General features: G+C 49.4%; 20 protein-coding genes. 12 read left to right on the top strand and 8 right to left on the bottom strand.

Features of this window, described 5'->3' with window-relative positions; all coding sequences use genetic code 11:
• Nucleotides 1-567: 567 nt before the first annotated feature.
• Genes ABD796_RS27595 through ABD796_RS27585 form a run of 3 tightly spaced genes read right to left on the bottom strand, consistent with a single transcriptional unit; the run spans nt 568 to nt 3,970 of the window.
• Nucleotides 568-2,109, bottom strand: coding sequence for an extracellular solute-binding protein (locus tag ABD796_RS27595; protein ID WP_344914390.1), 1,542 nt, complete (start codon nt 2,107-2,109; stop codon nt 568-570).
• Between the two features lie 33 nt (nt 2,110-2,142).
• The gene (locus ABD796_RS27590; RefSeq protein ID WP_344914388.1) at nt 2,143-3,009 is read right to left on the bottom strand and encodes a carbohydrate ABC transporter permease; all 867 of its coding nucleotides are present in this window, start codon (nt 3,007-3,009) and stop codon (nt 2,143-2,145) included.
• Nucleotides 3,010-3,028: 19 nt separating this feature from the next.
• The gene (locus ABD796_RS27585; RefSeq protein WP_344914385.1) at nt 3,029-3,970 is read right to left on the bottom strand and encodes an ABC transporter permease; all 942 of its coding nucleotides are present in this window, start codon (nt 3,968-3,970) and stop codon (nt 3,029-3,031) included.
• Between the two features lie 306 nt (nt 3,971-4,276).
• On the opposite strand from ABD796_RS27585, the gene ABD796_RS27580 reads away from it, so the two are divergent.
• The 9 genes from ABD796_RS27580 to ABD796_RS27540 all read left to right on the top strand — a co-directional run bounded on the left by ABD796_RS27580 (nt 4,277) and on the right by ABD796_RS27540 (nt 16,330).
• Nucleotides 4,277-6,535 (top strand): helix-turn-helix domain-containing protein, encoded by a 2,259-nt coding sequence (locus ABD796_RS27580; protein WP_344914383.1) that lies wholly within the window; start codon nt 4,277-4,279, stop codon nt 6,533-6,535.
• Between the two features lie 203 nt (nt 6,536-6,738).
• Nucleotides 6,739-7,560, top strand: coding sequence for a helix-turn-helix domain-containing protein (locus ABD796_RS27575; RefSeq protein ID WP_344914381.1), 822 nt, complete (start codon nt 6,739-6,741; stop codon nt 7,558-7,560).
• A gap of 160 nt (nt 7,561-7,720) precedes the next feature.
• Nucleotides 7,721-8,758 (top strand): ABC transporter substrate-binding protein, encoded by a 1,038-nt coding sequence (locus tag ABD796_RS27570; RefSeq protein ID WP_344914378.1) that lies wholly within the window; start codon nt 7,721-7,723, stop codon nt 8,756-8,758.
• Nucleotides 8,759-8,861: 103 nt separating this feature from the next.
• Nucleotides 8,862-12,470, top strand: coding sequence for an ABC transporter ATP-binding protein (locus ABD796_RS27565; protein WP_344914376.1), 3,609 nt, complete (start codon nt 8,862-8,864; stop codon nt 12,468-12,470).
• Nucleotides 12,471-12,738: 268 nt separating this feature from the next.
• Entirely contained in the window at nt 12,739-13,431 is a 693-nt protein-coding gene (locus tag ABD796_RS27560; protein WP_344914374.1) for a response regulator transcription factor, read from the top strand.
• Nucleotides 13,432-13,513: 82 nt separating this feature from the next.
• Nucleotides 13,514-14,437, top strand: a complete 924-nt coding sequence (locus tag ABD796_RS27555; protein WP_344914372.1) for an ABC transporter ATP-binding protein — start codon at nt 13,514-13,516, stop codon at nt 14,435-14,437.
• A complete protein-coding gene (locus tag ABD796_RS27550) occupies nt 14,430-15,107 on the top strand; it encodes a hypothetical protein (protein WP_344914370.1) in 678 nt (225 codons plus the stop codon). Before ABD796_RS27555 ends, ABD796_RS27550 begins: the two co-directional genes overlap by 8 nt.
• 18 nt (nt 15,108-15,125) lie before the next feature.
• Nucleotides 15,126-16,034, top strand: coding sequence for a sensor histidine kinase (locus ABD796_RS27545; protein ID WP_344914368.1), 909 nt, complete (start codon nt 15,126-15,128; stop codon nt 16,032-16,034).
• Between the two features lie 5 nt (nt 16,035-16,039).
• Nucleotides 16,040-16,330 carry a hypothetical protein gene (locus ABD796_RS27540; RefSeq protein WP_344914365.1) on the top strand — a complete coding sequence of 97 codons (291 nt, stop codon included), beginning with the start codon at nt 16,040-16,042 and terminating at the stop codon, nt 16,328-16,330.
• A gap of 63 nt (nt 16,331-16,393) precedes the next feature.
• Here the strand turns inward: ABD796_RS27540 and ABD796_RS27535 are convergent, their stop codons facing one another.
• Together ABD796_RS27535 and ABD796_RS27530 are read right to left on the bottom strand one after the other, a co-directional pair.
• Nucleotides 16,394-17,362: an Ldh family oxidoreductase gene (locus ABD796_RS27535; RefSeq protein ID WP_344914363.1), complete on the bottom strand. Its 969-nt coding sequence runs from the start codon at nt 17,360-17,362 to the stop codon at nt 16,394-16,396.
• Between the two features lie 301 nt (nt 17,363-17,663).
• A complete protein-coding gene (locus ABD796_RS27530) occupies nt 17,664-18,842 on the bottom strand; it encodes an epoxide hydrolase family protein (RefSeq protein ID WP_344914361.1) in 1,179 nt (392 codons plus the stop codon).
• Nucleotides 18,843-18,993: 151 nt separating this feature from the next.
• Here ABD796_RS27530 and ABD796_RS27525 point away from each other — a divergent pair, with 151 nt between their 5' ends.
• Complete coding sequence (locus tag ABD796_RS27525) at nt 18,994-19,947, top strand: helix-turn-helix transcriptional regulator (RefSeq protein WP_344914359.1); 954 nt, start codon at nt 18,994-18,996, stop codon at nt 19,945-19,947.
• Nucleotides 19,944-20,312, top strand: a complete 369-nt coding sequence (locus ABD796_RS27520; protein ID WP_344914357.1) for an SDR family NAD(P)-dependent oxidoreductase — start codon at nt 19,944-19,946, stop codon at nt 20,310-20,312. Before ABD796_RS27525 ends, ABD796_RS27520 begins: the two co-directional genes overlap by 4 nt.
• 38 nt (nt 20,313-20,350) lie before the next feature.
• Here ABD796_RS27520 and ABD796_RS27515 read toward each other — a convergent pair whose 3' ends face one another.
• The 3 genes from ABD796_RS27515 to ABD796_RS27505 all read right to left on the bottom strand — a co-directional run bounded on the left by ABD796_RS27515 (nt 20,351) and on the right by ABD796_RS27505 (nt 23,002).
• A complete protein-coding gene (locus ABD796_RS27515; protein ID WP_344914355.1) occupies nt 20,351-20,782 on the bottom strand; it encodes a flavodoxin domain-containing protein in 432 nt (143 codons plus the stop codon).
• Nucleotides 20,783-20,794: 12 nt separating this feature from the next.
• Complete coding sequence (locus ABD796_RS27510) at nt 20,795-21,277, bottom strand: MarR family winged helix-turn-helix transcriptional regulator (protein ID WP_379119006.1); 483 nt, start codon at nt 21,275-21,277, stop codon at nt 20,795-20,797.
• A 270-nt stretch (nt 21,278-21,547) separates the two neighbouring features.
• Entirely contained in the window at nt 21,548-23,002 is a 1,455-nt protein-coding gene (locus ABD796_RS27505; protein WP_344914353.1) for an esterase-like activity of phytase family protein, read from the bottom strand.
• Between the two features lie 207 nt (nt 23,003-23,209).
• Between ABD796_RS27505 and ABD796_RS27500 the strand changes: the two genes are divergently transcribed.
• A complete protein-coding gene (locus ABD796_RS27500) occupies nt 23,210-25,201 on the top strand; it encodes an AraC family transcriptional regulator (RefSeq protein WP_344914351.1) in 1,992 nt (663 codons plus the stop codon).
• The last annotated feature ends 205 nt before the right edge of the window (nt 25,202-25,406 follow it).

Here is a 25,406-nt window from a genome sequence, read left to right as displayed (position 1 = left end):
ACGGCTGTACCCCGTCACTCCAGTAATTCGCAAATCTTCTTAATATATTAGTATAGAGTAGGAATTGGAGGACACGAAACAGCACTGATTAATCTCGGATCAAATCCATAATACGTCCAGATAAAACCATTCCATCGATAACCTGAGACTCGACCTTGCTCAACGCTAATTGGGTAATACCAGAAGCTTTCCCCGTTCCATAACCAAACATAGGTATATTGATATACGCAGTCAATGATATAAGATACAGCAGGTTTTGGCGGGACGTAGGAGGGGGGAGGGGAGAGTTGAGTAGGTAGTCCTTGATACCCCGGAACTGGCATAAATGCCATATGATTTCACTCCTTATCGAGGGTTTGATTTGAGCCATAAAGCCTCATAATAATTTATTTTCATCCTATGCGTATACCTAGTTTAAGGTTCGTTACAGTGTCACTAAACAGGGTGTGTTGAACAAAGCGAGATCAACAAATTTTGAATCGTCCCAGCGTTAACAGCAAGCACCCGTTCCGGATCTCAACGCGATACCCGGCCGGGTGCTTCGTATTTGCATGTTGATGAAGATTGTTATTTTGCCGCTTTTTGCATACGTTCAAAGGCCGTTTTATAAATCGCGACTATTTTGTCGATGCCCAGTTTATTTTGTTCCTCGGCGTATTTGTCCCATTCGGACAAGCTTCTTTCGCCTATAATAAATTTGGACAAGTTTTCGTCCCGGCTTTTGACGAGCGCATCCCCGATCGTGCTCAACGTCTCGATTTCCGCGGAGGTGAACGCTGGTTTCGGCTGTTGTTCGGAATCGTATTTTGGCGCCAGTTCATAAGCCTGTTTCAGCTCGGGAGAAGCGAGCGAAATGTGCGCGTCGTAATCGAACCAGATGTAAGTGCCGTCCGTGGACAAGCCGGTCTTTTTGCGGAGATCGGAAACGTCTTTCACGTCGCCGATGAACGCCTTTTTGCCGTTTTCCACTTTGTAGGTTTCCCCCTCGACGCCCCAGCTTACGAGCGTCCGGCCTTTTTCGGTGTAAAAGAAATCGAGAAATTTGGCTACTTCTTTCTTGTTTTTCGTTTTGGAGGAAATCATGAACCCTTCCTCCGCCGTTTGGGTAAACGCATTTTTTTGCGGTCCTCCCGACCAGCCGGCCGGCGGCGTCATGAACAACAGGTTGAATTCCGGATTCTCCTTGCGCAACGCCGAGTTAAAAAAGTCGATTCGTCCGATGTAGTCCAGCGTAACGAATGCACGATTTGTAGACATCATGTCCTGCCAAATCTTCGTGTCGACGGTCAGGAAATCCGGAGGCAGCAGCTTTTCTTTATAAAATCGGTTCAAATACTCGATCATCTTTTTAAAGTTGTCTTCCGTCGGGCCATACTTCCATTGCTTTGAACTCGTATCGTAGTAAACGCTCGGATCGGTGCCAAGCGTAGCGACGGTATTAAAGGAAGCACCCAAATTTTGTAAATAGTTCAGCCCGTACCGGAACGTTAACGGATAGCTGTTCGGATAAAGCTCCTTTAGCTGCTTGAGCGTTGCATACAGCTCATCCCACGTAGCCGGCTGTTTGAGTCCGTGTTTTTTGAAAATATCTTCCCGGTACATCCAGATCATCCGGTTCGTTTCGCCGATCCCCTGGTTCGGCAGCGTGTACATTTTGCCGTCGGAGGCGATGGTCCTTTGCGCGACCGCCGGATGCTGGTCCAGCCACTTTTTAAAGTTTGGCATCTCATCTACATAATCGAGCACGTTGGCGAGCGCCCCTTGCTGCCCGTATTTATTGGCCAACGATTTGTTTTGCGTCCATAGCAAATCCGGCAGCGTGCCGGAGGCGATCGCCAGACTGAGGGCTTCCTCGAGCTTCCCGCCCGACGGAGTTTGGATGTCCAAACTAATGCCGGTTTCTTTCTTCAAAAAATTCCATATGGGCCAATCTTTCGAATACGGCCAGCTCGGATTGCTGTAGTTCAGGAACGTTAATGTTTTGTTCGCCGATGCATTGTCGGTCGAATCGGACGGCGATGACGGCTGATCTTTGACTCCCCCGGAACAAGCGGCGACGGTCGCCATGCCCATCGCGCATACAAGCGTCGTTATAACGAGCTTTTTCATTTGTAATGCCCCTCCCTTTTATCAACAAATAGGTCAGCCTTTGATCGACCCGATCATCGCGCCTTTGGCGAAATATTTTTGCAGGAACGGGTAGACCATCAAGATTGGCAATGTAGAGACGATGATGGTGGCGAATTTCAGCGACTCGTCGATCAGCAGCGTATCTCCGCCGATATTCGTCGCTTCGCTCGAATTGCTTGCCCCCTGGAGCACGATATTGCGCAGCACCACCTGCAGCGGGAACAGCTCGCTGGTGCGCAAATACAGCATAGCGGAAAAAAAGTTGTTCCAGATGCCGACGGCGTAAAACAGGCCGATCGTGGCCAGGATCGCTTTGGACAACGGGAGAGCGAGCCGGAAAAACACCCCGATGTCGGTCAGCCCGTCCATTTTGCCAGACTCCTCGATTTCCTTCGGAAACCCGGCAAAAAACGTTCGCATCACGATCAAGTTCCAGGTGCTTATCGCGGTCGGGAGAACCATCCCCCAAATCGTATCGACGAGCCCGTAGCTTTTGACGACGAGAAAGGTCGGGATCATGCCGCCGCTGAAAAACATCGTGATGACGATCATCATGATAAATCCGCGATAAAACAGCAAGTCTTTTTTGGAAATGGCGTACGCTCCGGCGGCCGTCACAAATAACGATATCGTCGTTCCAAGCACCGTATACATAATCGTGTTCGCATACGACCGCATGATGAGCGGGTCTTGCAGCACGACGCTGTACACTCTGAAATTAAGTCCCTTGGGCCATAAAAACACATCTCCCTTCAGGACATGAACGTCGCTGCTAAGCGATACGGCGATCATATAAACGAACGGATACAAGGTGACTACGACGATTCCGGACAGGACGATGTACAGGATGATGTCGAAGCCGGTCACTTGAGCCTTCATGAAATGCGCCTCTTCCCTTCTACCATAAACTTGTTTCGCTCGTTTTACGGCTGATCCAATTCGCGGCCATAATGAAGATCAGGTTGACTACGCTCGTGAATAGGTCGATGGCCGTCGCGTAGCTGTAGTTGCCTCTGCCGAGCCCGGTGCGGTATACATAGGTGCTGAGAATATCCGCTGTCCCGTAAATCGCCGGATTGAGCATCAGGAACACCTTCTCGAACCCGATCTCCAGGACGCTCCCGACATTCAAAATCAAGAGGATGATGATGGCCGGCAGCATGCCCGGCAGTGTGACGTGGATCAGTTGCTTCCACCGGTCTGCGCCATCGATTTTGGCCGCTTCGTACAGCTGCGGATCGATCGCTGTAAGCGCAGCCAAATAAATGATCGTCTCCCATCCGACATGCTGCCAAATGTCCGACAACACATAAATGCCACGGAACAGATCTTCACGGGCCATAAAGTTCACAGGCTCCATGCCGGTCCACTCCATAACACGATTGACGATCCCGCTTGAGGGCGACAAAAACAGCACCATCATGCTGACGACGACCACATTGGATATGAAGTGAGGCAAGTAGCTGACCGACTGGACGAATCGTTTGACCACCATATGCCTCACCTCGTTCAGAAGCAGTGCCAGGATGATCGGTGCCGGGAATCCGAAAACGAGCCGGTATATACCGAGCACGAACGTATTGCGCAGCAGCTTGAAGAAGTCGGGGCTTTCGAAAAACATGCGGTAATACTTGAGACCGACCCAGTCGCTTTCCCAAACGCCTTTAAACAAGTTATAATCTTTAAACGAGACGAGCACCCCGAACATGGGGATGTACTTAAACATGATGTAGTACACCAACGTGGGCAAAAACAGCAGAAGCAAATATTTGCTTCGTCCCCATTTTCGGCCAAACGATTGTTTGCCTGCCGCAAGGTGTAGTCGGCTGTCGATTTCCATTCCGCTATTCCTCCAACTCTATAGATGCGCCTGTTCCATCATGATGAACTAAGATTTGCTCCCCCCTTCTTCCGCCAGTTCTTCTTGTATGTCTTCCGCTCCAATTGTGGTAAACGCTCGTTCCGAATGTATCGTAACAAAATGAACGCGAGCGGAACACGATGTTTTCTTTGGAACATTGATTTTGATTGCGTTTTCATTAAAAATGGGCAAGAAGTGAAACGGGAGTCAAGAATCTTGAAATCAGGTGTTTGTTGCCGCGGAATAACGGATGGTATACTGAATCCAAAAAAAGGAATGGTCGGAGTGAACCGAGTCAAAGCCAGTTACAATACATCGCTTTTCTTCGCATTGTCCGCCAGCTTCATCGGCATAATCGCTTTGCTGATGTCGTTCAATTTGCTGACCTATATGTATTTCCACCAAAACGCACGGACCGAGCTGATCCGAAACACCAGCTTGAATTTGAATGCGACCGTAACGCATTATGAAAAGCATTTTCAGCAACTCAAAATTTATCTCATGAACTATATATTTCGTTCGGACACGCAAACGCTCGCCGAAAGCCGCAATCGTCCCGTCAACTACGAAATGTTTCGCCAAGTTCAGTCCGACCTGCAAAGCGCGTTAAACAATCCGATCCTGTATATCAACAACATCATCTATTATTTCCGGGACAAGGATCTGCTCATTGACAAGAACGGTACCCGCGATCCGCGTACGATGTTTTCCAAATTGTACGTCAGTTCGACCTATCAGCCTGCTTTTTGGAATGAGGAAATGGATAAGCGGCAAAGCTTTCATATCTATGCCGGGGAGCCTTTTCGAGAGCAAACGGCATTCGGCCAAACGTCCCTCGGCAACCTGATGCCGGTGTTGGCCAAAAAAGAATACGACAATCAGTTTGCATTTATCGCTTTGCTGGACGCCAGCTCGATGTATGCAGAATTTCATCAGCCTGTCGAAAACGAATGGTTTTCCATTTTCGATCCGCAAGGCCGGCTTGTATTTGCCGCGGGCGATCGTTCAGATGAAAGCGATTCCAAGTTTAGCGAATTGACCGGCCAAGGATCTATGGTACTCGGCGATTCCCTGTACCTATACAAGCGGGCGAAGGAATCGGGCTATTTGTATGTGGACATGATTCCGATCCGCCACATTACGGAGCCGATCAAACGGCTGAACTTCATCTTCGTGATGATCGTGATCATTTCGCTATTGCTCAGCCTCACGCTCTCTTTTCTGGTGGCCAGAAGGTTCCAGAACCCGCTCAGAGGACTTGTACAGGCTATTGAAGAACTCGGCAGTCGGCCGGCTCCGAGACAGAGCCGGATCAAGGAGTTTAACGTGCTGTTCCATAAAGTGCAAGACTTGTTCCAATCGCACCGCCATATTCATCGCGATTTGGACGCCAAAAATTCGCTGCTGCAGCACTACGCGTACATCAGCCGGCTGAAAATGATTTCCGCCGATGTTGCCAACATTCGAATGGCGATCGATTCCGACAAGCCATATCGGCTCATTTTGCTGCACCTTGTTCTTAATGAACAATCGCAGGCGGATATCGCGATCGAACCCCATCGCGCCTATGCGCTGATCAAGGAGATGATCCAGCTTCATTTCTCGGCAAACTATCCGGATTCGCTTACCTTCCAGATTGAACAGGACCGTATCCTGACCGTTCTTTTCGAGCAGCCGGAGCGACCGCTGTTGGCGGATGAAGTGATCGAACCGCTGACGGCCCGGCTTCTTCCGGAGACGTTGTATTTTTATTTTACAATCGGTGTTAGTCCGATGCGCAAGGATGCTTCGCAGTTCGCCGAGACGTACGACCATGTTGCCGAGCTCGTGAATCAACGAACGCTTGGCGAGCATATTCAAGTGTTTACCGAAATGACGCCGACACCGCTTCCTCTGATTCCTACCCTTGCTCAAGAGCAGGAGCTGGCCACGAACCTGAATGTGGGCAACGATACGATCTGCATTCCGCTCGTGAACCGGCTCATGGAGCAGCTGGAAAAAGCGAATGCGCCTGCACAGCAGGTGCGGGCGCTCGGCCGGCAAATCGTGGAGAAGGCCGTCAAGGTCATCTATGCCCAAAATTTGTCGGTCGCCGGGTACGAAAATCCCAAAAAGGTTTACGAACAATTGAACCAATGTTACACGCTCGAGCAGTACAAACAATTCTTCCAACAATTGTTGTCGGCCCATGCCCAATCGATTCGCTCCAAAAAAACCGAAGCAGAGTCGGATTATATGGTCACGTTCGTCAAAGATTACATTCAGTCCCATTTGGGCGGCGACTTGTCGCTCGATCTGCTGGCGCAAAAGCTAAACATTACAAGCTCTTATTTATCGACTTATTTCAAAGAAAAAACCGGGGTTAACCTGAGCGAATATACGCATGTGCTGCGAATGGAAAAGGCGATGGAAATGCTGCAAAATACGGATTTGAAAATTCAAGATATCGCTGCGCTCGTCGGCTATTTGACGGTCGCCCCTTTTAATCGCGCCTTCAAACGGCATACCGGGGCGACTCCGACAGAGTACCGCAGGCAGCGTTAAACATACGGGGAGCGGTTCATTGACTTAAGTTAAGACGAAACGATTTTTACAAGTTGTAGGCTTATTGAGTGAAAAAATCTGCCTCTAAAACATTTTGTTTTAGGGGCTGCTTTTTCTGCGCACGTAACACATTTCCATTCAAGTGAGAACTATTATTACTTATAATGAAGTAAACAAGGTTATGAGGAAAGGCGGCACTTGGCATGACGGACATTGATTGGAATGTGCTTTCGAAGCAGTGGGCCGAATATAGCTTCCAAGTCGGTCTGATCGCCAATTTTGTTAGAGGGCCGCATGAGCTGTCCACGGCTTATCGAAGCGATACCCCCTCGTTCACGATCACGAAGCGGGGGGAAGGCAAGCTTGTACTCGACCAGCATACGTATGACTTGAAGCCGGGCACCGTCGTTCACAGCTCCGCCGATATGTCGGTCCATGCCTGGAACATCGGAGAAGAGACATTCGAATGCTACCGCGTGCTGTATACCGGGCATCTGCCCGCGGGCTGGAAAGGTAAGGAGCCGTACAGGCATTACCAGATCGAAATCGGGGAATGCCCGCATTTGTATGCGCTGCTGGATCACATGAACGAGACGGCGGGCCGGGGGGACGTTCAATCCGAGCTGCAGATGAAGACGCTGTTTTATCAGTTTCTGAACGAGATGAGACTGGCCGCCAAAAAACTGCAAGTTAGCGAACATCGGGACATTATCGAGGAAACGATCGCTTATATTCATCTCCATATCCAGGAAACGCACTCCTTGTTCAGCTTGGCCAGCCGCTACGGCATGAGTCCGAAATATTTTGCCGAGCTGTTTTTCAAGGCGGCCGGAGTCAGTCCGATTCACTACGTCATTCGGCATCGTATCCATCTGGCGGAGAAGATGCTGCTGACGACAAACGCCTCGATCCGGGAAATCGGGAAAAGCGTCGGCTACAACGATCCGTACCAATTCAGCAAAATATTCAAGAAATATAGGGGAGTGTCGCCGAGCGAGCTGAAAACCTCGGATAAACCGCTATAACCGGCTTGAACCGCAGCCGCAACAGCCGAGCGGATGCTTCGGAATATTTCACATCAAAATAGCAGCATAATTGCCATTTCCTTTTGTGTCCCTCTTAAGCTAGAATCAATAACGATAATCATTATCATTATTTCGACTGCAAGGGGACAGGAGAGAAACCATGAGGCGGAAAGCAATAGGATGGATTGTACTGATCTTTATGATCGTGCTGGCGACAGCGTGCTCGTCAAGTCCGCAAGCGCCGGAGACTGGCAGCACGGCTGGCGCTCAGAAGGGGGAGCAAGCGACAGGGGAACCCGCGGATCAAAAGCAAGCCGCACAAAAAGAAAGCGTATTTCCTCGCCAGGTGGAAAGCGCCGGAGGCAAAATCACGATCCAGAAACAACCACAGAAGGTGGCGCTCGCTTCGTGGCAGTTGGTTGAAATGGTTCTGCCCTTCGATCAGCCGTCGGTAGGGGTAACACTCCCTTTTTCTGCCGCCAATTCGGTATTGGAATCGGAGCAGTTGAAGCCGTATGTCGGCAAATTCAAGGAATTTAAGATTGTGGGCGAAGGAACCCAGGTCAATCTGGAGGCGCTGCTGAGCTACGGTCCGGATCTGATCATAGCGGGCAGTAAAACGAATCAGTCGATTAAGGAGCAGCTGGAGAAAGTCGCCCAGACCGTCTGGATCGACGAGGAAGCGATCAATATGCGGACGGAATGGCTGAGGGTCGTGGGGATGATCGGCAACGTGCTGGGGCAGGAGAAGCGTGCGGAAGAAGTGATTGCCAAGTTTACGGAGACCCAGAAAGCAGGCAAGCAAAAGCTTGCTGCTAAACAAGGCGAATCGGTACTGTTCGTACAGGTTCGCGAAAAAGCGGTTTACGTCATGCAGCCGAGTACGCTGCCTGCCTATTATGACGGACTTGGCTTGACGTTTCCGAAAATGTCGGAAAATATGCCGGCCAATGGACAACTTACGCTGGAAGGCTTGAGCGTGATCAATCCGGATCATCTCGTGCTTGGCTATTTCAATTACACGAACAAATCTTTGCCGGCATTGACAGACGAATGGGAGAAGAGCGAGGTATGGAAATCGCTCAAAGCCGTGAAACAAAACCAGGTGTATGCGATCAATGGAGAACTCGCTATGGGCCTGGGCCCGATCGGTCAGCAATACGGACTGGAAACGCTCATCAAGGCAATGGGAAAATAGAATCGAAAGGGTGATTTCTACGACATCATCCGCATCCACCGAAGGAGCGCAGCGTGAAAAACGGACGAAGCCGCCATCGCCAATCAGCCGACTGAAGCCTTTTTTGGGAAAACGCAAGGCTGCGCTTTGCGGCGCTGTCGGGGCTGCGGTGTTGGCTACGCTGCTGGGACTTGTTCCGTACTGGATCGTTTACCGTATTTGTGCAGGATTACTCGACGCCAGCCTGTTCGTTGACCAAAAGCAGCTGCTGCTTTTCGCCGCGATTGCGCTGTTGGCGATTGTTCTTAAAGGGGTATTGACCGCAGTATCGATCGACTGGACGCATCAGATCGCTTATGATGTCGTGTACAACATTCGAATGGCGCTGGCAGACAAGCTGACCCGGATACCGCTCGGCTACTTCGATCGGACGGACAGCGGCAAGATCAAACACACGCTGAACGAAGATGTGGAGCAATTGGAGGAAGGGATCGCGCATTTGCTGCCGGATATCAGCACAAGTACGGCGCTGCCGATCCTGTCCTTTCTATTGATGTTCGCGCTGGACTGGCGCATGGGGCTGGCGGTGCTCGGCTTTATCGCCCTGATGGTGGTCGGCTATAGGATCGTTTTAAAGATTGTGAAGCCGATTCAGGCGGGATACGGCCAAGCGGGACCGGCGATCAGCGGCGCTATTCTGACGTATGTGTACGGGATGAAGGTCATTCGCGCGTTCTCGCGAACTGATCATGCGTTCGAAGCCTATGCCAAAGCCGTTCGTGTTTATTCCGAGGCGGTCTCCTCGATCGAGCGCCGGACCATGCCGGCGAAAACGGCGGCTGTCCTGCTGTCGCGTACCGCCTTGCTGATCGTTGTTCCGGTTGGACTGTGGCTGATCGCACGGGATGAGACGACTGTTCCGGTATTGATCTTTTTTGTTCTCATGTCGATGAGCGTGGGGGCGGCCCTGTTCAAGATGCTGCGTTCCAGCGGCATCACGTCTCATCGCTTGTCCGCCTCGCTGAACAATGTGAGCCGGCTGCTTGAGGAAGCGGTGATTCCTTCCGCTGAACGGCCGCTGCTGCCGGAAGATACGACGATTCATTACCGTCATGTCACGTTCGCCTACAATCGGCACAATGTACTGGAGGATATCTCGCTGGATATCCCGACGGGGACGATGACCGCGCTTGTCGGGGCCTCGGGAGCCGGCAAAACTACGGTGGCGCGCTTGCTGCCGAGGTTTTGGGACGTGTCCGGCGGCTCGATATCGATTGGCGATGCAGATGTTCGCGATATACCGGAGGATAAGCTGATGGCGCTTGTTTCCTTCGTGTTTCAGGATGCGTATTTGTTTCGCGGAACGGTAATGGACAACATTCGGTTGGGCAAGCCGGACGCGACCGATGAGGAAGTAAGGGCAGCCGCCCGAAAAGCGGCATGCGATGCGTTTATTCGGGAACTGCCCGACGGGTACGAGACCGTTGTCGGCGAAGGCGGAATGACGCTCAGCGGAGGGCAGCGCCAGCGGATCAGTCTCGTACGGGCCGTGCTGAAGGATGCGCCGATCATCGTGCTCGACGAGGCGACGGCGCTTGTCGATCCCGAGAATGAAGCCGGCATTCGCGATGCGCTGTCTGCGCTGCTTCAGCCGGGGGAAGGCAAGCCCAAAACGATTGTGGCCATCGCGCATCGTCTCGGAACGATCGTTCATGCCGATCAAATCGTCGTGATGGATGAAGGGAAAATCGTCCATACCGGGAAGCATGACGCCCTATTGCAGGAAAGCGAGCTGTACCGGAGAGCTTGGGAAGCGTATCAGGCAGGGACGGACGATCTCGATGATCTGGAGGCTGCGGATGCGGAACGGGCAGCTGGGATGATGGATGCTTCCGGTGGCGACGCGGAGCGGACAGAGACAAGCGGGAACGATGAACAGACGGGCGGCAGTTCGTCCGGGTCAGTTGATCCGCACCGTCATTTGCTGAACATGTCCGCTCCTAAGCAAACGATGCTACTGGCAGGCGAGAAGAGCCGTAGCATGAAGTGGATTTATGCGTTCTCTATTTTGGAAAATGTGTTTGTCGCCCTCGGGTCGCTTGCGATCGTCGGCGTCATCCATGCGCTGCTTATCGGAGATAACGATACGGCATGGCAGAGAACCGCTTGGATGGGGCTGGTGTTTGCCGGACAGGCTGTTTTCTACTATTTGACCAACCGGTGGTCGTTTCCGTTATTCGGTCATTTTCTGACGCATATGCGGCTATATTTGGGGAACCGTCTTCGTCGCCTTCCCTTCGGTTTTTTTGTCGAGAGGGATGCTTCTTTGATTGAGTCGCGCATCAAAGCCGACGCCGGTACGTACGTCTATATTCCGTCTGTTGTGATCATCATGATGAAGGCGGGCGTCATTCCTCCGATTTTGCTGGCGGTGATGATCGGGATCGACTGGCGGCTGGCGCTCGCCTCGCTGGTCGGGGTGCCGTTAAGCGTGCTGACTGCCTGGCTCGCGGAACGGAAGCTGCAGGAGGTGCTGCACCGGCTATCGCTGGCCCGGGAGGATGCCAACAGCCGCATTCTGGAATACATCCGGGGCATCACTGTCATTCGCTCCTTCGGCATAATGGGCAGCCGAATGCGCAGCTATGAGGAAGCCATTCGCCGGTACAGGGACGCCAGCATTGCCATTAACCGAAAACTGACGCCCTATACGTCGGTCTACAGCATTTCATTCGAACTCGGATTTACGCTAGTGCTCCTTGTCGGCGGTTATTTGACTGGAGTCGGAGCGGTTGCGCCTGCGGTTTTTATGTCGTTCCTGGTGCTGGCGATCTGTTTTTATCAGCCGCTACCGTTAATGGATTATGCGTTGTACCGGCGCATGTATATGACGAACGTCCGCCATATGAACGATATTATTCAGGCCGACGATCTGCCGGAGGCGTCCGGTGCCGCAAGGCCGGCAACCTATGAAATCGCCTTTCGCAATGTTTCTTTCGGATATAAGGAAAACGATGTGCTTCGAAACTTGAACATGTCGATACCGGCCAAAGGAACGACGGCGCTGGTCGGTCCGTCGGGCGGCGGAAAGACGACGATCCTTCAACTGATCGCCCGGTTTTGGGATGTGAGGGAGGGAGCGATTACGATTGGCGGTACGGACGTGCGCAGCATGGATAGCGATGAACTGATGAAGCTGCTCTCCTTCGTATTCCAGGACGTCTACCTGTTCGACGATACGGTGGCGAATAATATCCGGTACGGCAAACCGGACGCGACGCTCGAGGAGGTTATGGAAGCCGCCCGGAAAGCGCGCTGCCATGACTTTATCATGAAGATGCCTCTCGGATACGATTCGGTTGTCGGCGAGGGCGGCGGTTTGCTGTCTGGCGGACAAAGACAGCGCATTTCGATTGCCCGCGCCATGCTCAAAGACGCGCCGATCGTGCTGCTCGATGAAGCGACCGCCAGTGTGGACCCGGATAATGAACGGTATATTCAGGAGGCGTTCGAGGAACTGGCCAGGGATAGAACTGTCGTCATCATCGCACATCGCCTGAATACCGTTCGCCGTGCGGACCGGATCGTCGTGATCGATCAGGGACAAGTGGCGCAGACTGGCACGCACAAGGAGCTCATCGGCCAAAGCGGCATTTATCGCCGTTTTTGGGAGGAGCGCCGTCGTGTCCGGAACTGGGAGTTCCGGGCGGAAGCCGAACGGCAAGGAACATGAACGAAATATCGGACGAGCAAGCGGTCGATGCGTCAAAATGAAAACCTGCCGGTTCCTGATGAGGGGGAACCGGTAGTTTTTTTTAGCATTATATTAAGTTATACATCTGAAGCCCGGGTCTATGAACGATCAGGGCTTTTTTATTTCTACATAAGTTTATGCTTGTTTATATAACAGGAGTACCTTTTATAAATGATGTGATGGTAAAATATCACTCAAGATAATAATCGGCAATGAAGGAAACCTTAAGACTTTAAAGGAGATAACCATGTACATTGGGAAAATACTGATTATTGAGGACGATACCGCCATTAGCGGTTTACTGGTAAACATATTGAAACAAAATAACTATGCCGTTACCTGCGCCTATTCGGGCACGGAAGGGAAGCTTTTGCTTAAGCACGAGCAATTTGACTGTATTCTTTTAGACTTAATGCTTCCGGGGCTAGATGGCGAAAGTCTGATTGCCGACATGCGAAAAGAGCAAACCATCCCCATTATCGTGATCTCCGCCAAACTCGGAACAGACGCGCGGGTAAACGCATTGCGGCTTGGCGCCGATGATTTTATCCCCAAACCTTTTGAGTTTGAAGAAATTGTAGCGCGAGTAGAAGCACAGCTTCGCAGAAGCCGAATCTATTCCGCGGACCAGCAGCCCGCTCAGATTTTATCTTGGAAAAACTGCACGCTCCATACGGATACCGCAGAAATTACAGTGAAGGATGAGGCCTTGGCATTCACCGCGCTAGAATTCAGGATCATGGAAATGCTCATGCGAAATCCTAAAAAGGTTTTTACCCGTTCCAATATTTTTGAAAGCTGTTGGGAGCAATCCTTTCTTGGCAACGAGAATACCGTAGACGTACATATCAGTCATATTCGCAATAAGATTGCAAAGATCGATCCGGATACTCTTTATATTAAAACGATACGCGGTATTGGATTTCGCCTGTCCGAGTAACTTCAGAAAATCTTCAGACTCCTTTAAAGGGAACTCAAAAGTACTGGATTACAATTGATTTACCCAGTAAAGGAGGGGCCAAATGAGTGAAGCTATTTTACAAACGATGGGTTTAGCGAAAGTATACCGGAATACGGCTGCGCTTCAAGATTGCAGCCTGAGGGTCGAGCGCGGCCAAATTTATGGGCTTGTCGGAAAAAACGGTGCAGGAAAAACGACTTTGATGCGCCTGATATGCGGGCAAAGTTTACCGACTGCCGGGAAATTATCGTTATTTGGAGGAGAAAGCAAGAAAGAAATTCAAGAAAATCGCACCCGCATTGGCTATATGCTAGAGACGCCGGCGTTTTTCCCAAATTTCAGCGCAAGGAAGAACTTGGACATTTATTGCATTAAAAAAGGTTTGCCGAATAACGGGCAGATCGATCGGCTTTTGAAGCTTGTCGGATTGGAGCATACGAAGGACAAAAAGTTCAGTCATTTTTCCCTCGGCATGAAGCAAAGGTTAGGGCTGGCGTTAGCCATGCTCGGCGATCCTGAAATGTTAATATTGGATGAGCCCGTCAATGGACTTGATCCGGTTGGGATTGTCCAAATCAGGGAAATTTTAGTGAGGCTTAATCAGGAAAAGGGAGTCACCATTCTGATTTCAAGCCATTTGCTCAAAGAGCTTAGCAGCATCGCTACGCATTACGGTTTTATTGATAAGGGAAAGCTGATCCGAGAAGTCAGCTCCAGTACGCTTCAGCAGGAATGTCAAAATGTACTGCGGCTGAAAGTCAGCGACCCGTCGCGCGCTTGCGCCGTCCTGGAAAAGATTTGTGGCATAACGAAGTATAAGGTGCTGCCCGGAAATAGTATTGAATGTTACGAACTGATGGATCATCCCGAGCAAGTGAATCGGGAGTTGGTTACGAATGGAATTGATGTATATTCGCTCACGTTAGAGGGAAAAGACTTGGAGGAATATTTTTTGGATATGCTGGGGGGAACGGAACATGTTTAATCATATCAAAGCGGACATGCATCGTATCCTTCTTCGTAAAGGCTTCCTCAATCTTACCGCTATTTTGATTGCTGTTTCCGTGTTAGCCGTTCTGGGGTTTTCAAGCCAATATTCTGCCGAGAAAGTTCTTTCCTTTTATCCGGCTATCAACTTTTTACTATTTCTGCTCATCTCGGTGGTAGTTAACGACTATACGCTCAAAGAAGAGTTGTATTTGAAAGTAATAAAAAATGATATGAACACCGGCGTTTCCAGAAGCCAGTATTACACCTCGAAGTTCCTATCGGGAGTTATTTTGATCGTCACATTTTGGCTTGTTCTTTCCATCGTGATAAGCGTAGCTGCAGGATTTGCGGCATCGCCGGAACAAGCAATCCAATTTTTCGGGGGTTTATTTTCCTTACAGCAGTTTCTCATGATTTTGCAAGTGTTATTTTTCGTGGGCGTGTTTCAGCTATTTGCTCTTTTTATTCAAAAAACGGTCTTGATGTTATTGATATGTGGCGTGGTGCAGCAAGGTCTCAATTCGATCGCAAAGACGGTTCCCCACATGCAGGATATTTTGAACAAATACAATACAGGCGATTTTGTAAGTGTGTTTTTGACTGTTCTGGGTATTATCGCGATCGTATGGGTAGGTTGTCTGCTTTTTAACAAAAAGGAATTATAACAGTCGAGGGTGAGTCCTGTGGTCGGATGGTTAGTAGCATCGATTGGTGTTAGTTTGATCTTGTTCACTCTGCTTCTATTGCAGCAAGTACAGAATAGACAACTGACTGCAAAGTTGCGGCGGTTGAACGACGAACAACGTACCGAGCACTTGACGACATTTTTCCCTTCAAAAGGCAATTACAAATTGATCATGGAGATTAACCGGTTTGTTGAGGAAAAAGATTGGGCCGCCCAGCAATACCGGGTGAAAGAGATTGCTCTCCATCAAGCGATTTCTAATATATCCCACGACATGCGAACGCCGTTGACAGCGATATTGGGTTATATTCGTCTGCTGAACAATCCGGATTTAACCGAACAAGAACGACAATCGTATTTATTGATTGTACAGGAACGGGCGCGTTCTCTACAGAGATTGATTTTGGATTTTTACGACTTATCCCGATTGGATGAAGGGGAATACCAGTTTTTGATGCTGCCGCTGGATGTTAACAAGATATGCCTTGAATTGTTAGCCCAGTTTTATGAAGATTTTGAAACAGCAGGTATCGCCATCAATACCGAGCTGTTGCCTGTTGGTTCAACCGTTATCGCTGACGAAAGCGCGGTTATCCGGGTGATCAACAACATTCTGCAAAATGTAAGACGTTACGGGCATGAACGATTGGATGTAACAAGTAGAATAGAAAACGAATCATTGGTTTTATCTTTTTCAAATGGAAGTAAGCCGCTGAAGTCAAACGAACTTGCCAGGGTGTTTGAGCGATCATTTACAGCAAGTTCTAGCCGGGAGAACGGGAGTACAGGGCTCGGACTATCCATATGTAAAGCATTGTTGATGCAAATGGGGCATTCGATTTCGGCCGATTATGCAGCGGGAGTATTCACTACGACTATTTATTGGAATAGGGGAAGAGAGGAATAATAGATATGAACAAAGAGAAGAGGACGTTAGGGATCGGTAGTTTAGCTCTGCTGTTCGCCCTGATTAGTATGGTATCGCTTATTCGGGTAAATGGGAGTTCTGTATTTGACTACTTGTTCGGGTTGGCGGATGTGAGCAGCCGATATATCACCCCAAGCGTGATATTCCTTTTATCCGTTTCGGGTATTATCATTGGTTTTTTGAATAGGCGGGATTGGGGATCAAAATGGGGCGGAGTATTATGTGTTCTGAATTTGATTTCAGGTGTTAGTTTGGTTACAAGTTGGTTTTCGTAAAAAGCACAGCCCCTTCAGCCGATTTGGCAGAGGGGGCTTGTTCAGAATAATGCTTCGTTAAGGTTAACCATATTGCTCAAGGGTCGCAACAAGTGAAGACGGAAGGACGATTTCCATTTCATCTTCCGTACAGCTGCCCCCGGGGATATGAATACCTTTGGAGGACAATCGTTCGATCTGTAACGCCATTCGGGCGGAAAAATCAGGAGCGAGCAGTTCGGGATTGAGGGCCACAATGAACAGGCCTACACCAGGCGAGTGACTCCCATCCGCAAAGGATGGAGCATCAAGCGACCAGTTCGCGCCTGTCGTACCCGCGGCGAGTACTTCAACCATGAGTGCAATATTAGCACCACGAGCACCCCCGAAAGCAAGCAAAGCCCCCTTGATCGCTTCACGCGAATCCATTGTGGTTTGTCCCTTCGCATCGATGGCCCAGCCTTCGGGAATTCTCTCCCCTCGCTCTGCCGCCTGCCGAATATTGACAAACGCCGTGGCGCTAGATGCCTGGTCGATAACCAAAGGCGCCTTGTTGTCGACAGGCGCGGCGAAGGCTAGCGGGTTAGTGCCATAGACAGCCTCGCTGCTTTGTCCCGCGGCCATTAAGGGAGATCCATTGGTCGCCGCTAGCGCTACCAATCCTTTACGGGCAAGCCGCCTTACATAATAGCCCAGCTCTCCAGCCGTATAGCTGTTTTGCAACGAAAATACGGTCACCCCATAGGTGCTTGCCCGCGTTAGCAATTCTTCGAATGCACGATCAAAACCAAGCTGGGCGATACCTCCCTTGGCATCGACTTGAATGAGTGCAGGGGCTGGAAAGAAGATCGCAGGCTCTTCTAGGCCATTAATGCGACCATTTAACAAACTTTCCAGGTAGTCGGGAAGATGAGCAAATCCAACCGAGCTCCGACCCGAGCATTCCGCAGCGACAGTTGCTTCAGCCAGAGAGATGGCCATCGCTTGGCTCGCACCAGCGGCAACACACACCCGTATAGCCAACTCTGTTGCACTCTTCCGATCATATCGCATTGGCAATTATCCTATTACTCGACTGAACGGGCTTGAATCCTCTTAGCATTCCATCACGCTCCCGGCTGAATTTCCTTTGTTTTTAAACCGTGCAAATTTTCTTGTCCAGAATAGCTGTATTTACTTGCCCGTGATGTCAGGGTTGGAGGACATGATAGCCTCGGAAGTCTCCCAGAGTCTAGGTAGGAATTGGATAACATCATCAGCACGCCGCGTAATGTCTCTGGTAGAGGGGATCCGAGGTCAGCGAGCTCATTTTACCGTACTGTATATTTTACCCGCAAGAAATATAAAAACAACCTCACTTCACACTCCGGAAGAACGTTCGGATATCGTTGATCATTAAATCGGGCGCATCGATTGCCGCGAAATGCGTACCTCTGTCGAATTCGTTCCAATGTATAATGTTATTAGCCTGCTCGGCGTAACGGCGAATCGCTACATCGGACAGTTGGAATATGGCCACCCCGACAGGAGTTGTAGAAAGCTCCTTTGGCGCCCAAGCCAATGGATCATGTGCTCCTTCGTAATACATTCGAGCAGAAGAGTTTGCTGTTCCGGATGTCCAGTACAACATGAGATTGGTCAGGAAACGGTCGCGATCGACAGACCCTACAGCGTCTCCGAAGCCATAGAACAATTCGCAGGTCCAGGCGAGCAAACCGACGGGGGAGTCATGAAGCCCATACGCAAGCGTCTGCGGCCTAGTCGATTGAATCCTATTAAAGCCGAATCTTTCCTGCATAAAATGTCCCAATCGAGCTAACCGAACTTTCTCCGCTTCGGTTAGTGTCGCGAGCACTTCCTCCTCAACTTGGCCGAATGGAACAAAGCCCATCGTTGCCGCGTTAACATGTATACCGACGACATGAGATGCCGCTAGGCGGCCGAGCTCCGGGGCAATCATGGCGCCCATATCGCCTCCTTGCACGGCATAACGCTCATAGCCCAACCGTTTCATCAGTTCCGCAAATGCTCGTGCCGCTCGGGAAGAAGTCCATCCGGCCTCTGCCGTAGGACCGGACAGCCCGAAACCCGGGATCGATGGGATGATGAGATGAAACGCGTCAGCAGCATCACCGCCATAAGAAGTTGGATCTGTCAGCGGTCCGATCAGATCCAGGAACTCGACTGGCGATCCCGGCCACCCATGAATAAGCATGAGCGGGAGAGCATTAGGCTCTGTGGATGTAATGTGCAGAAAGTGGATGTTGGCCTCGTCAATCGTCGTGGTGAATTGCGGATATTCATTCAGGCGCGCCTCCTGCTTGCGCCAGTCGAACGAAGTTTTCCAATATTCAACCATCTCTTTCACAAAACTCAGGGATGCACCATAGTTCCATCCCGAGCCCGGAATTTCGTCAGGCCACCGTGTTAGCGCCAAACGATTGTTCAAGTCGTCCAGCTCGTTTTGGGCAATTTCAATTCGATAGGGACGGATTTCATTCGGGATTGTGCTGCTGACGTTTTTCGTGTTCATGGCTCATGTCCTCCTCGGTATTGGGTTGACTTGACTTATACTCTCATTGTACGGCGCTGTCCCTGACAACTGTCTGTCAAGGAAAGTAAGGGATTCACAAATATTCGACTATACTCTGATTGGTGAGTAGAATGAGGGAGGAGGGGATTTTTTGAAAATACAGAGATTACTTGGTATTACGATGATGCTTCTAAGCCAGCGAAGGGTGAATGCTCAGACGCTTGCGGATAAGTTCGAGGTGTCGCTTCGCACGATCTATCGCGACTTGGAGACTATTAATATAGCGGGCATTCCCATCGTTTCCTACACGGGCAATGATGGTGGCTATGAAATTCTGGAGCAGTTCCGTATTGATCGGCAGATCGTCACGTTTGACGATCTACAGTCGATTCTGATTGCATTAAAGGGGGTACAGTCCTCGTTAGCTGATCAGGAGTTGAACGCACTGCTGACCAAGATCAAGGCATTAGTGTCCAGATCCGAACAGAAACAGATGGAAGAGACTGGCGAAACGCTTATGTTTGATACAAACCTGTGGCATGGAGGCGGATTAAAGGACAAGTCTATTCTAGCGTCGATTAGACAAGCGTCCAAAAACCGGTCCGTCGTCTCTTTTCTATATACAAATACCGAAGGAAACGGAGAACAGCGGGAGGTTGAGCCGATTGGCCTTGCTTGGAAGGGGTACGCCTGGTACTTGTATGCGTACTGCAGGCTTCGAGAAGACTACCGAACGTTCCGCCTTTCACGAGTAAGCGGCTTACGGGTTCATCTGGAGCCGTTCAAGAATCGAGGCGTTCGTATGGAAGAGCTTGATGCACGCTGGGGGAATCAAGAGACCGGCCCTCTCGTTCATTTGCTGCTGCGTTTTGACTCCCGGGTAAGAGTGAGGGTGGAGGAAGCCTTTGGGTTGGACAAAATCGTGGTGGATCACGACGGCTCGCTGCTAGTCAGAGTCAGCTATCCGGACAATCACTGGATGTACGGCATGATACTGGGATATGGACCGGATGTTCGCGTGCTTGAGCCCGCTTTTGTGGCGGAAAAGATCAAAAAGCAAGGGGAGCGAATCGTAGATATTTATGCTAAGGGGGATCGGGAATGAAGTACATTATTTTGACGGGAGCTTCACGTGGGATAGGTGAAGCCCTCTGTAGAAAACTGTTATCAAATCATCATCATCTGCTATGCGTTTCAAGGAAAAAGAATGATTCTCTGATTGCCTTTGCCCATTCTGAGCAGTACAAAATGGATTATTTCGAATTTGATTTGAACAACGTACACGAAATTGATGAGCTCATGAGAAACATCTTTGGGAGGATTGATTCATCAAATATGGAATCAATCTATCTAATTAATAATGCTGGTATTGTTTTTAATCGACTTATAGAAGAGACAGATCCAGCTTCAATTATTCAACTGCTGAATATCAATCTGGTTTCGCCGATGATTTTGACGGGAAAACGGTAAAAGCGTGGTAATAATGTTCTGTGATTATTACGATTCTACTACTTGAATTTTTCGGCAAATTCTTTTATTTTATCCACGAAAATGCCCTTCAGTTGATCGGTTCCTTCTTTTGGTGCAGCATAAGCTTTATAGCCGCCAAACGATTCCAAGCAGATAGCGGCTTCTCTTAGATCGACTGGGATATTCCTCGTTATTATTTCTTCTGTTTCCTTTGGCTTCTCGTTGCAGATAAAGTACCCCATTTTCTTTCCCAACAATGCTTGATGATTTTTTTTGATAAAATCGCGAATCGGCTTATATATTTTTCCGTCTCGAACTCCAGCACCCAAAATAATGCTATCAAAGTCTTCGATGGCAGGCTTCTCCGCTTGAATATCGCAAATCGTACAATTCGAAATTTCTTCCGCAAGAGTTTTTATGCATTGCTCGGTTGCTCCTGTTTTCGTAGCATAGATAGCTAACACGGCCATTTGACTCATTCCTTATCGTTTAGTGTTTGAATGCAAATGATGAATTTGCTCCTCTAGCACGCTGCTTGCTTTGTTTAGAAATTGTGAAATGAGCTCAAGCTCTTCATCCGAATAAGAGGAGGCCAGTTTGACCATCGCTGCGTGAAGCTGGAGGTACGTAGCACTGACGTCTTCTTTATCTTCATATAAGGGGACGATAATTACTTTTCGACGGTCATGGGGATCCTGCTGCCTGCGCACGAAGCCGTTTTTTTCTAGTCGGTCGATTAAGGAAGTAACGCTGCCTGTTGTGAGTCCGGTTAGTCTCGACAGCTCTCCGGCGGTGACGGGGCCCTTTTCATGCAAAATGTCGATAGATAAAAAGTCATTATTATAAATTCCTAAGGAAGCAGCTACACTTTGTTGGTAAAGTACCGTTCTAGTTCCCAATCCGCGCATGCTCATCGTAAGTTTTTCCTGCTGCTCCGTGGGTTGTTCAAGTCGATCGCTTGGCAAACGATAGTCCTCCTTGAATTCGCATAAATATCTTGATAATCAAGATACTTTATAACCAAGATACTTTATTATGCTTTTGATGTCAAATGTTTCGCTTATTGCGTGGTCAGCGAAGTACAACATGTACATCGAAATCAGAGCGTAAAATCGCCGAAAGCACGGGTACTCGATGTGCCCCGTAACATTAATAACAGCCCTTGATCGTTATTGGAACGACCAAGGGCTGTTATGAGAGGTCAGGGATAATCGCGCCTGTCTACTCGATTCTTATTATTTTATGGAGTAAGGCAGTTTGAATGTCCACAGCTCCGTACCATTTTTAGGAGAGGTACTGTCGATACCGAAGTCGTTATCGTTGATAATAGCTAAAGTGTTGCCGTTCACAAGCGATATGCCTTCGATTTTCTCATAAGGGAATTTGAATTCGACAGAATCCAGTATCGTACTTTTCGAAACGGGTACAATCCCATTGGCTTTCAAATCTGCAATCTTCATTTGTTCAAGCGTTTTGCCGGCCTTAGATGCATCGTCATACTTGCCCAGGATGTTTGTTGCCGTGGACAGGTCTACCTTATAGATTCGTTTCAATTGAGCCTTATCTCCTGCGAATTTGTCGCGTTCGTCGATAAGGAGCGTGTTCTCGTTAATGGCCACCATGTCGGACAGGACGATGTCGCCTTGTGCCAAGTCTTTGTAGGGAGCAGCATCCTCCAGAACATACACATACTCCGCTACCGGATTCAGTGTCGCCAGATCGAACTTTATGATACGTACTTGACGGGAGTTATCCATCTGTTTGTCAGGGTTGCGCAGTGCATTCTGCATAGCCATGTACATATATTTGCCGTCCGGTGTGATGCCTACAGACTCCGCACCACGGTTTTGGCGGAGTTTATTGTACACGGCGGGGAGTATTTCCCGTGCCGGAACGAGCGGAGTCTCTATTTGAGCCGCCCAGCCCTTCGGTACAATACGCTCTATGATCGTTCCGTCGCGTTTTACGTGCACGATGGATGGGCCGTATTCATCGGATATCCAGAACGTATCGTCTTTCGGGTTATAGGCAATCCCTTCGATATCCAAGCCGTACGGATCGTAAGAGAGTTCTTTCTCTGCCTTCGCATCGTAGGGCACTTCGTCACGCCCTTTGATATTCGGCAATCCGGTAATCGTCGATTTACCGGACACGGGATCCACGCCGGCCACCTTCAACGGGATTTGCTCGAGGATCGTAATTTCGCCATCGGCAATTTTAATTTTATAGATGCTGGGAGCATAGTCTTGGAGAGGGAAGGTACGGCGCGAACTCCCGTTGACATCGATTTGGCCGTTCGGACCGCGGTCGGCCGTTGAATAAAACACGTTGTCCGGGTCGCCGGGGATGTGTGTCAGGGAGGAACCGACTCCCATTTTTACACCATCCGCCAAGTCAGGCGCATTCAGCGAATATTTTCCCGTTAAGGTAGGCTTGTCCGTAAGAGCGACGCTGCTGCGGAACTCGTCCCAATCCGCATATTTATTCAGCGATTCACTGAGTGCACGAACCGGAAGGTAAAGGCTGCCGTCAATGTTGACCGCCGGGGCCGATGGAGCAACCGTTTGTCCGTTGTTCGAGTACTTAATTTGATCGTTCGTCGTGCCGGTGAGATTGGCAGCGGTTACGGTAGTTGCCCCCGTAGAAAGGACTAATACTGTTGAAGCGGTAATGAGCGACTTTTTAAACATACTTTCTATGTACCCCTTCCGTCCTATCTGATTTGAATACAAGGATAATTTTACAAGTGCTTTGTTAAAATTAAGGCAAGATCGTTTGTTTTTTTTGTAAAGATATCATGTAAAGCGGGACAGATTTCCGGTTTGAGCCTTGAACTGAGAATGATTATCGATTATAATTACCCCAATTCTGCAATGGGCAATCGTGAGGTGTGAGCATTGAATTGGGACGAGCAGATGCTGCTGTGGAATCAGGCCGCTGCCAGTATATTGGATATTCGTCATAAAGTGTTGTGGGAGGGGCAAGATCTGCTCTCTTATCAGCTTCCAGCGAATATGTTTCTACTTGTCGTTAGCGGCAGCGCTTACGTTCGAATCGATGAACACAAATGCTATCTCAAGCAGCATCATCTACTTCACGCAGGCAAGGGGATGAATGTGGACATCATGCCGGCCAAGCATGAATTTTCATACTATCTCGTTTACTATAAAGCCGTCCTGCCCGGTTCCGCGGCAAGCGATTTCGCTAACGGAACGGTCGTGCCCGCACAACCCTTTCGCCTGTTCTATCATGTTATCCTTCCGGAGCCGGGGCCCGTGCACGGTCAAGTTCGCCGAATGTACGAGGAATGGCAGCAGACCGGCATATTGGCTCAAATTCGAATGAAATCGATGCTGTTTGAATTGATCTATGTATTGTTCAGTCAATTGAAAAACTCCAAAGATCGGGGCAGCCCCGCGGATCTTATGGCGTTCGCACTGCGTTACATCCATGAGCATTACACCGAAGTCGTATCCATGGATCAATTGGCCGATCTGCTCGGCTGCAGCAGCAGCTATATGTACAGACTGTTTAAAGCGGAGATCGGCAAAAGCCCGAACGATTACATAATCGGAATACGGATGGAGCAAGCCCGGCAATACTTGCTGACCACGCAGTTGAATCTGCGGGAAATTGCTCTGTCCGTCGGTTATTCGGATGTGTATTACTTTAGCCGGTTGTTCAAAAAACAGTTCGGGGTCTCGCCCCTTCAATCTCGCAAGCGCGAATCTGAACATAGCGCTCTGCACTGTAATCCATCAAATGCGTCAGTATCCTCCATTGTTCCGCCCATGCCACTCTCCTATAATCATAATGTAAATGAAAATGATTATCATCGAAAAGGAGAGTTATCATTGCTATCAAACAACCCTTCAAAATCATCAATGACGGCCTTGGTCATGTTATGCCTGACACTGCTTATTAGCGCCTGCCAAACAGGCATCCGCAATGGAAGCTCGGAAAGTAAGGGGAGCAATGCGTCCTCCACAGCCGGCTCCGCCGATTCCGCGGCTGAAAGCAAAGGGGCAGAGTCGTCTTCCGGGACAAGGCTGTACAAGCATAAATTCGGCGAAACATCAATTCCGGCGAACCCCAAACGGGTTGTCACCGCCTACCACCTCGGACATATGCTGGCATTGGACGTTCGTCCGCTCGGTGCTGCAACCTACATTCTGCAATACTCCCAAAAAGCCATGGATACGAACGGTGTCGTGGATCTGGGCGCTCCCCTCAATCTCGAGTTGATTGCCGAACTGGAGCCGGATTTGATTATATTAATCGAAGCCTATCTCGAGCCGAGCGGAGGGTATGAGCGCTTCAATAAAATCGCGCCGACAGTCGTCCTTGAGGCCCATCAGGATCCGGTGAAAGATATCCGGCTGATTGGGGATTTGCTGGGCAAGCAAGAAAAGGCTGAACAATGGATTTCCCAATATCAGGCGAAGATTACTCAAACGAAAGAGCGCGTGCAGCAAAAGTTCGGCCCTAACGAGACTTTCACCATTCTGAATGTACGGAGCGAGAAATCTCGGATGATTTATCGGGATCGCAATATGGGGGGCAACATTTTGTACTCCTATTGGGGATTAAAGCCGCAAGAGAAAGTGCTCAAAGATGTCATTCGTGGCATTGACGACGAATCCTCTTATCTGTCCATAACCGAAGAAGCCATTCCGGAATACGTTGGCGACCATCTCGTTGTGGCCGCCGCTCCCAGCGCTCAAGGCTCGGTTGACAAGCTTATGGCTAGCGGGCTATGGAAAAATCTCGATGCTGTCAAAAACAACCGTGTATACCGGATTGATTTCGATGAATTTCTGTTTAACGATCCTATCTTTGCGATGAAACAAGTCGATATTTTGGCGGATGCCCTGACCAAGAACCGTTAAGAGGTCCTGCCGCGTTTCCGATAGCCCTCATCATCGCATGGTGAGGGCTGTTTGACGCTTACTCTGGATCCATTTACCTATTTGGATCGATCTTTTATGTGATACGATGATCGAGAGAGGTAAGAATGAACCGACACATGCGCTTCAACATTTGCCGATTCTTTGCAACGGCTAATCGATGACTGCGGCGGCGGAAATTTCAACT

The organism is Paenibacillus hodogayensis, assembly GCF_039536325.1.
GTDB lineage: Bacteria > Bacillota > Bacilli > Paenibacillales > NBRC-103111 > Paenibacillus_AB > Paenibacillus_AB hodogayensis.
The sequence above is the reverse complement of the archived record's forward strand: the minus strand, read 5'-3'. Positions and strand labels throughout refer to the sequence as shown.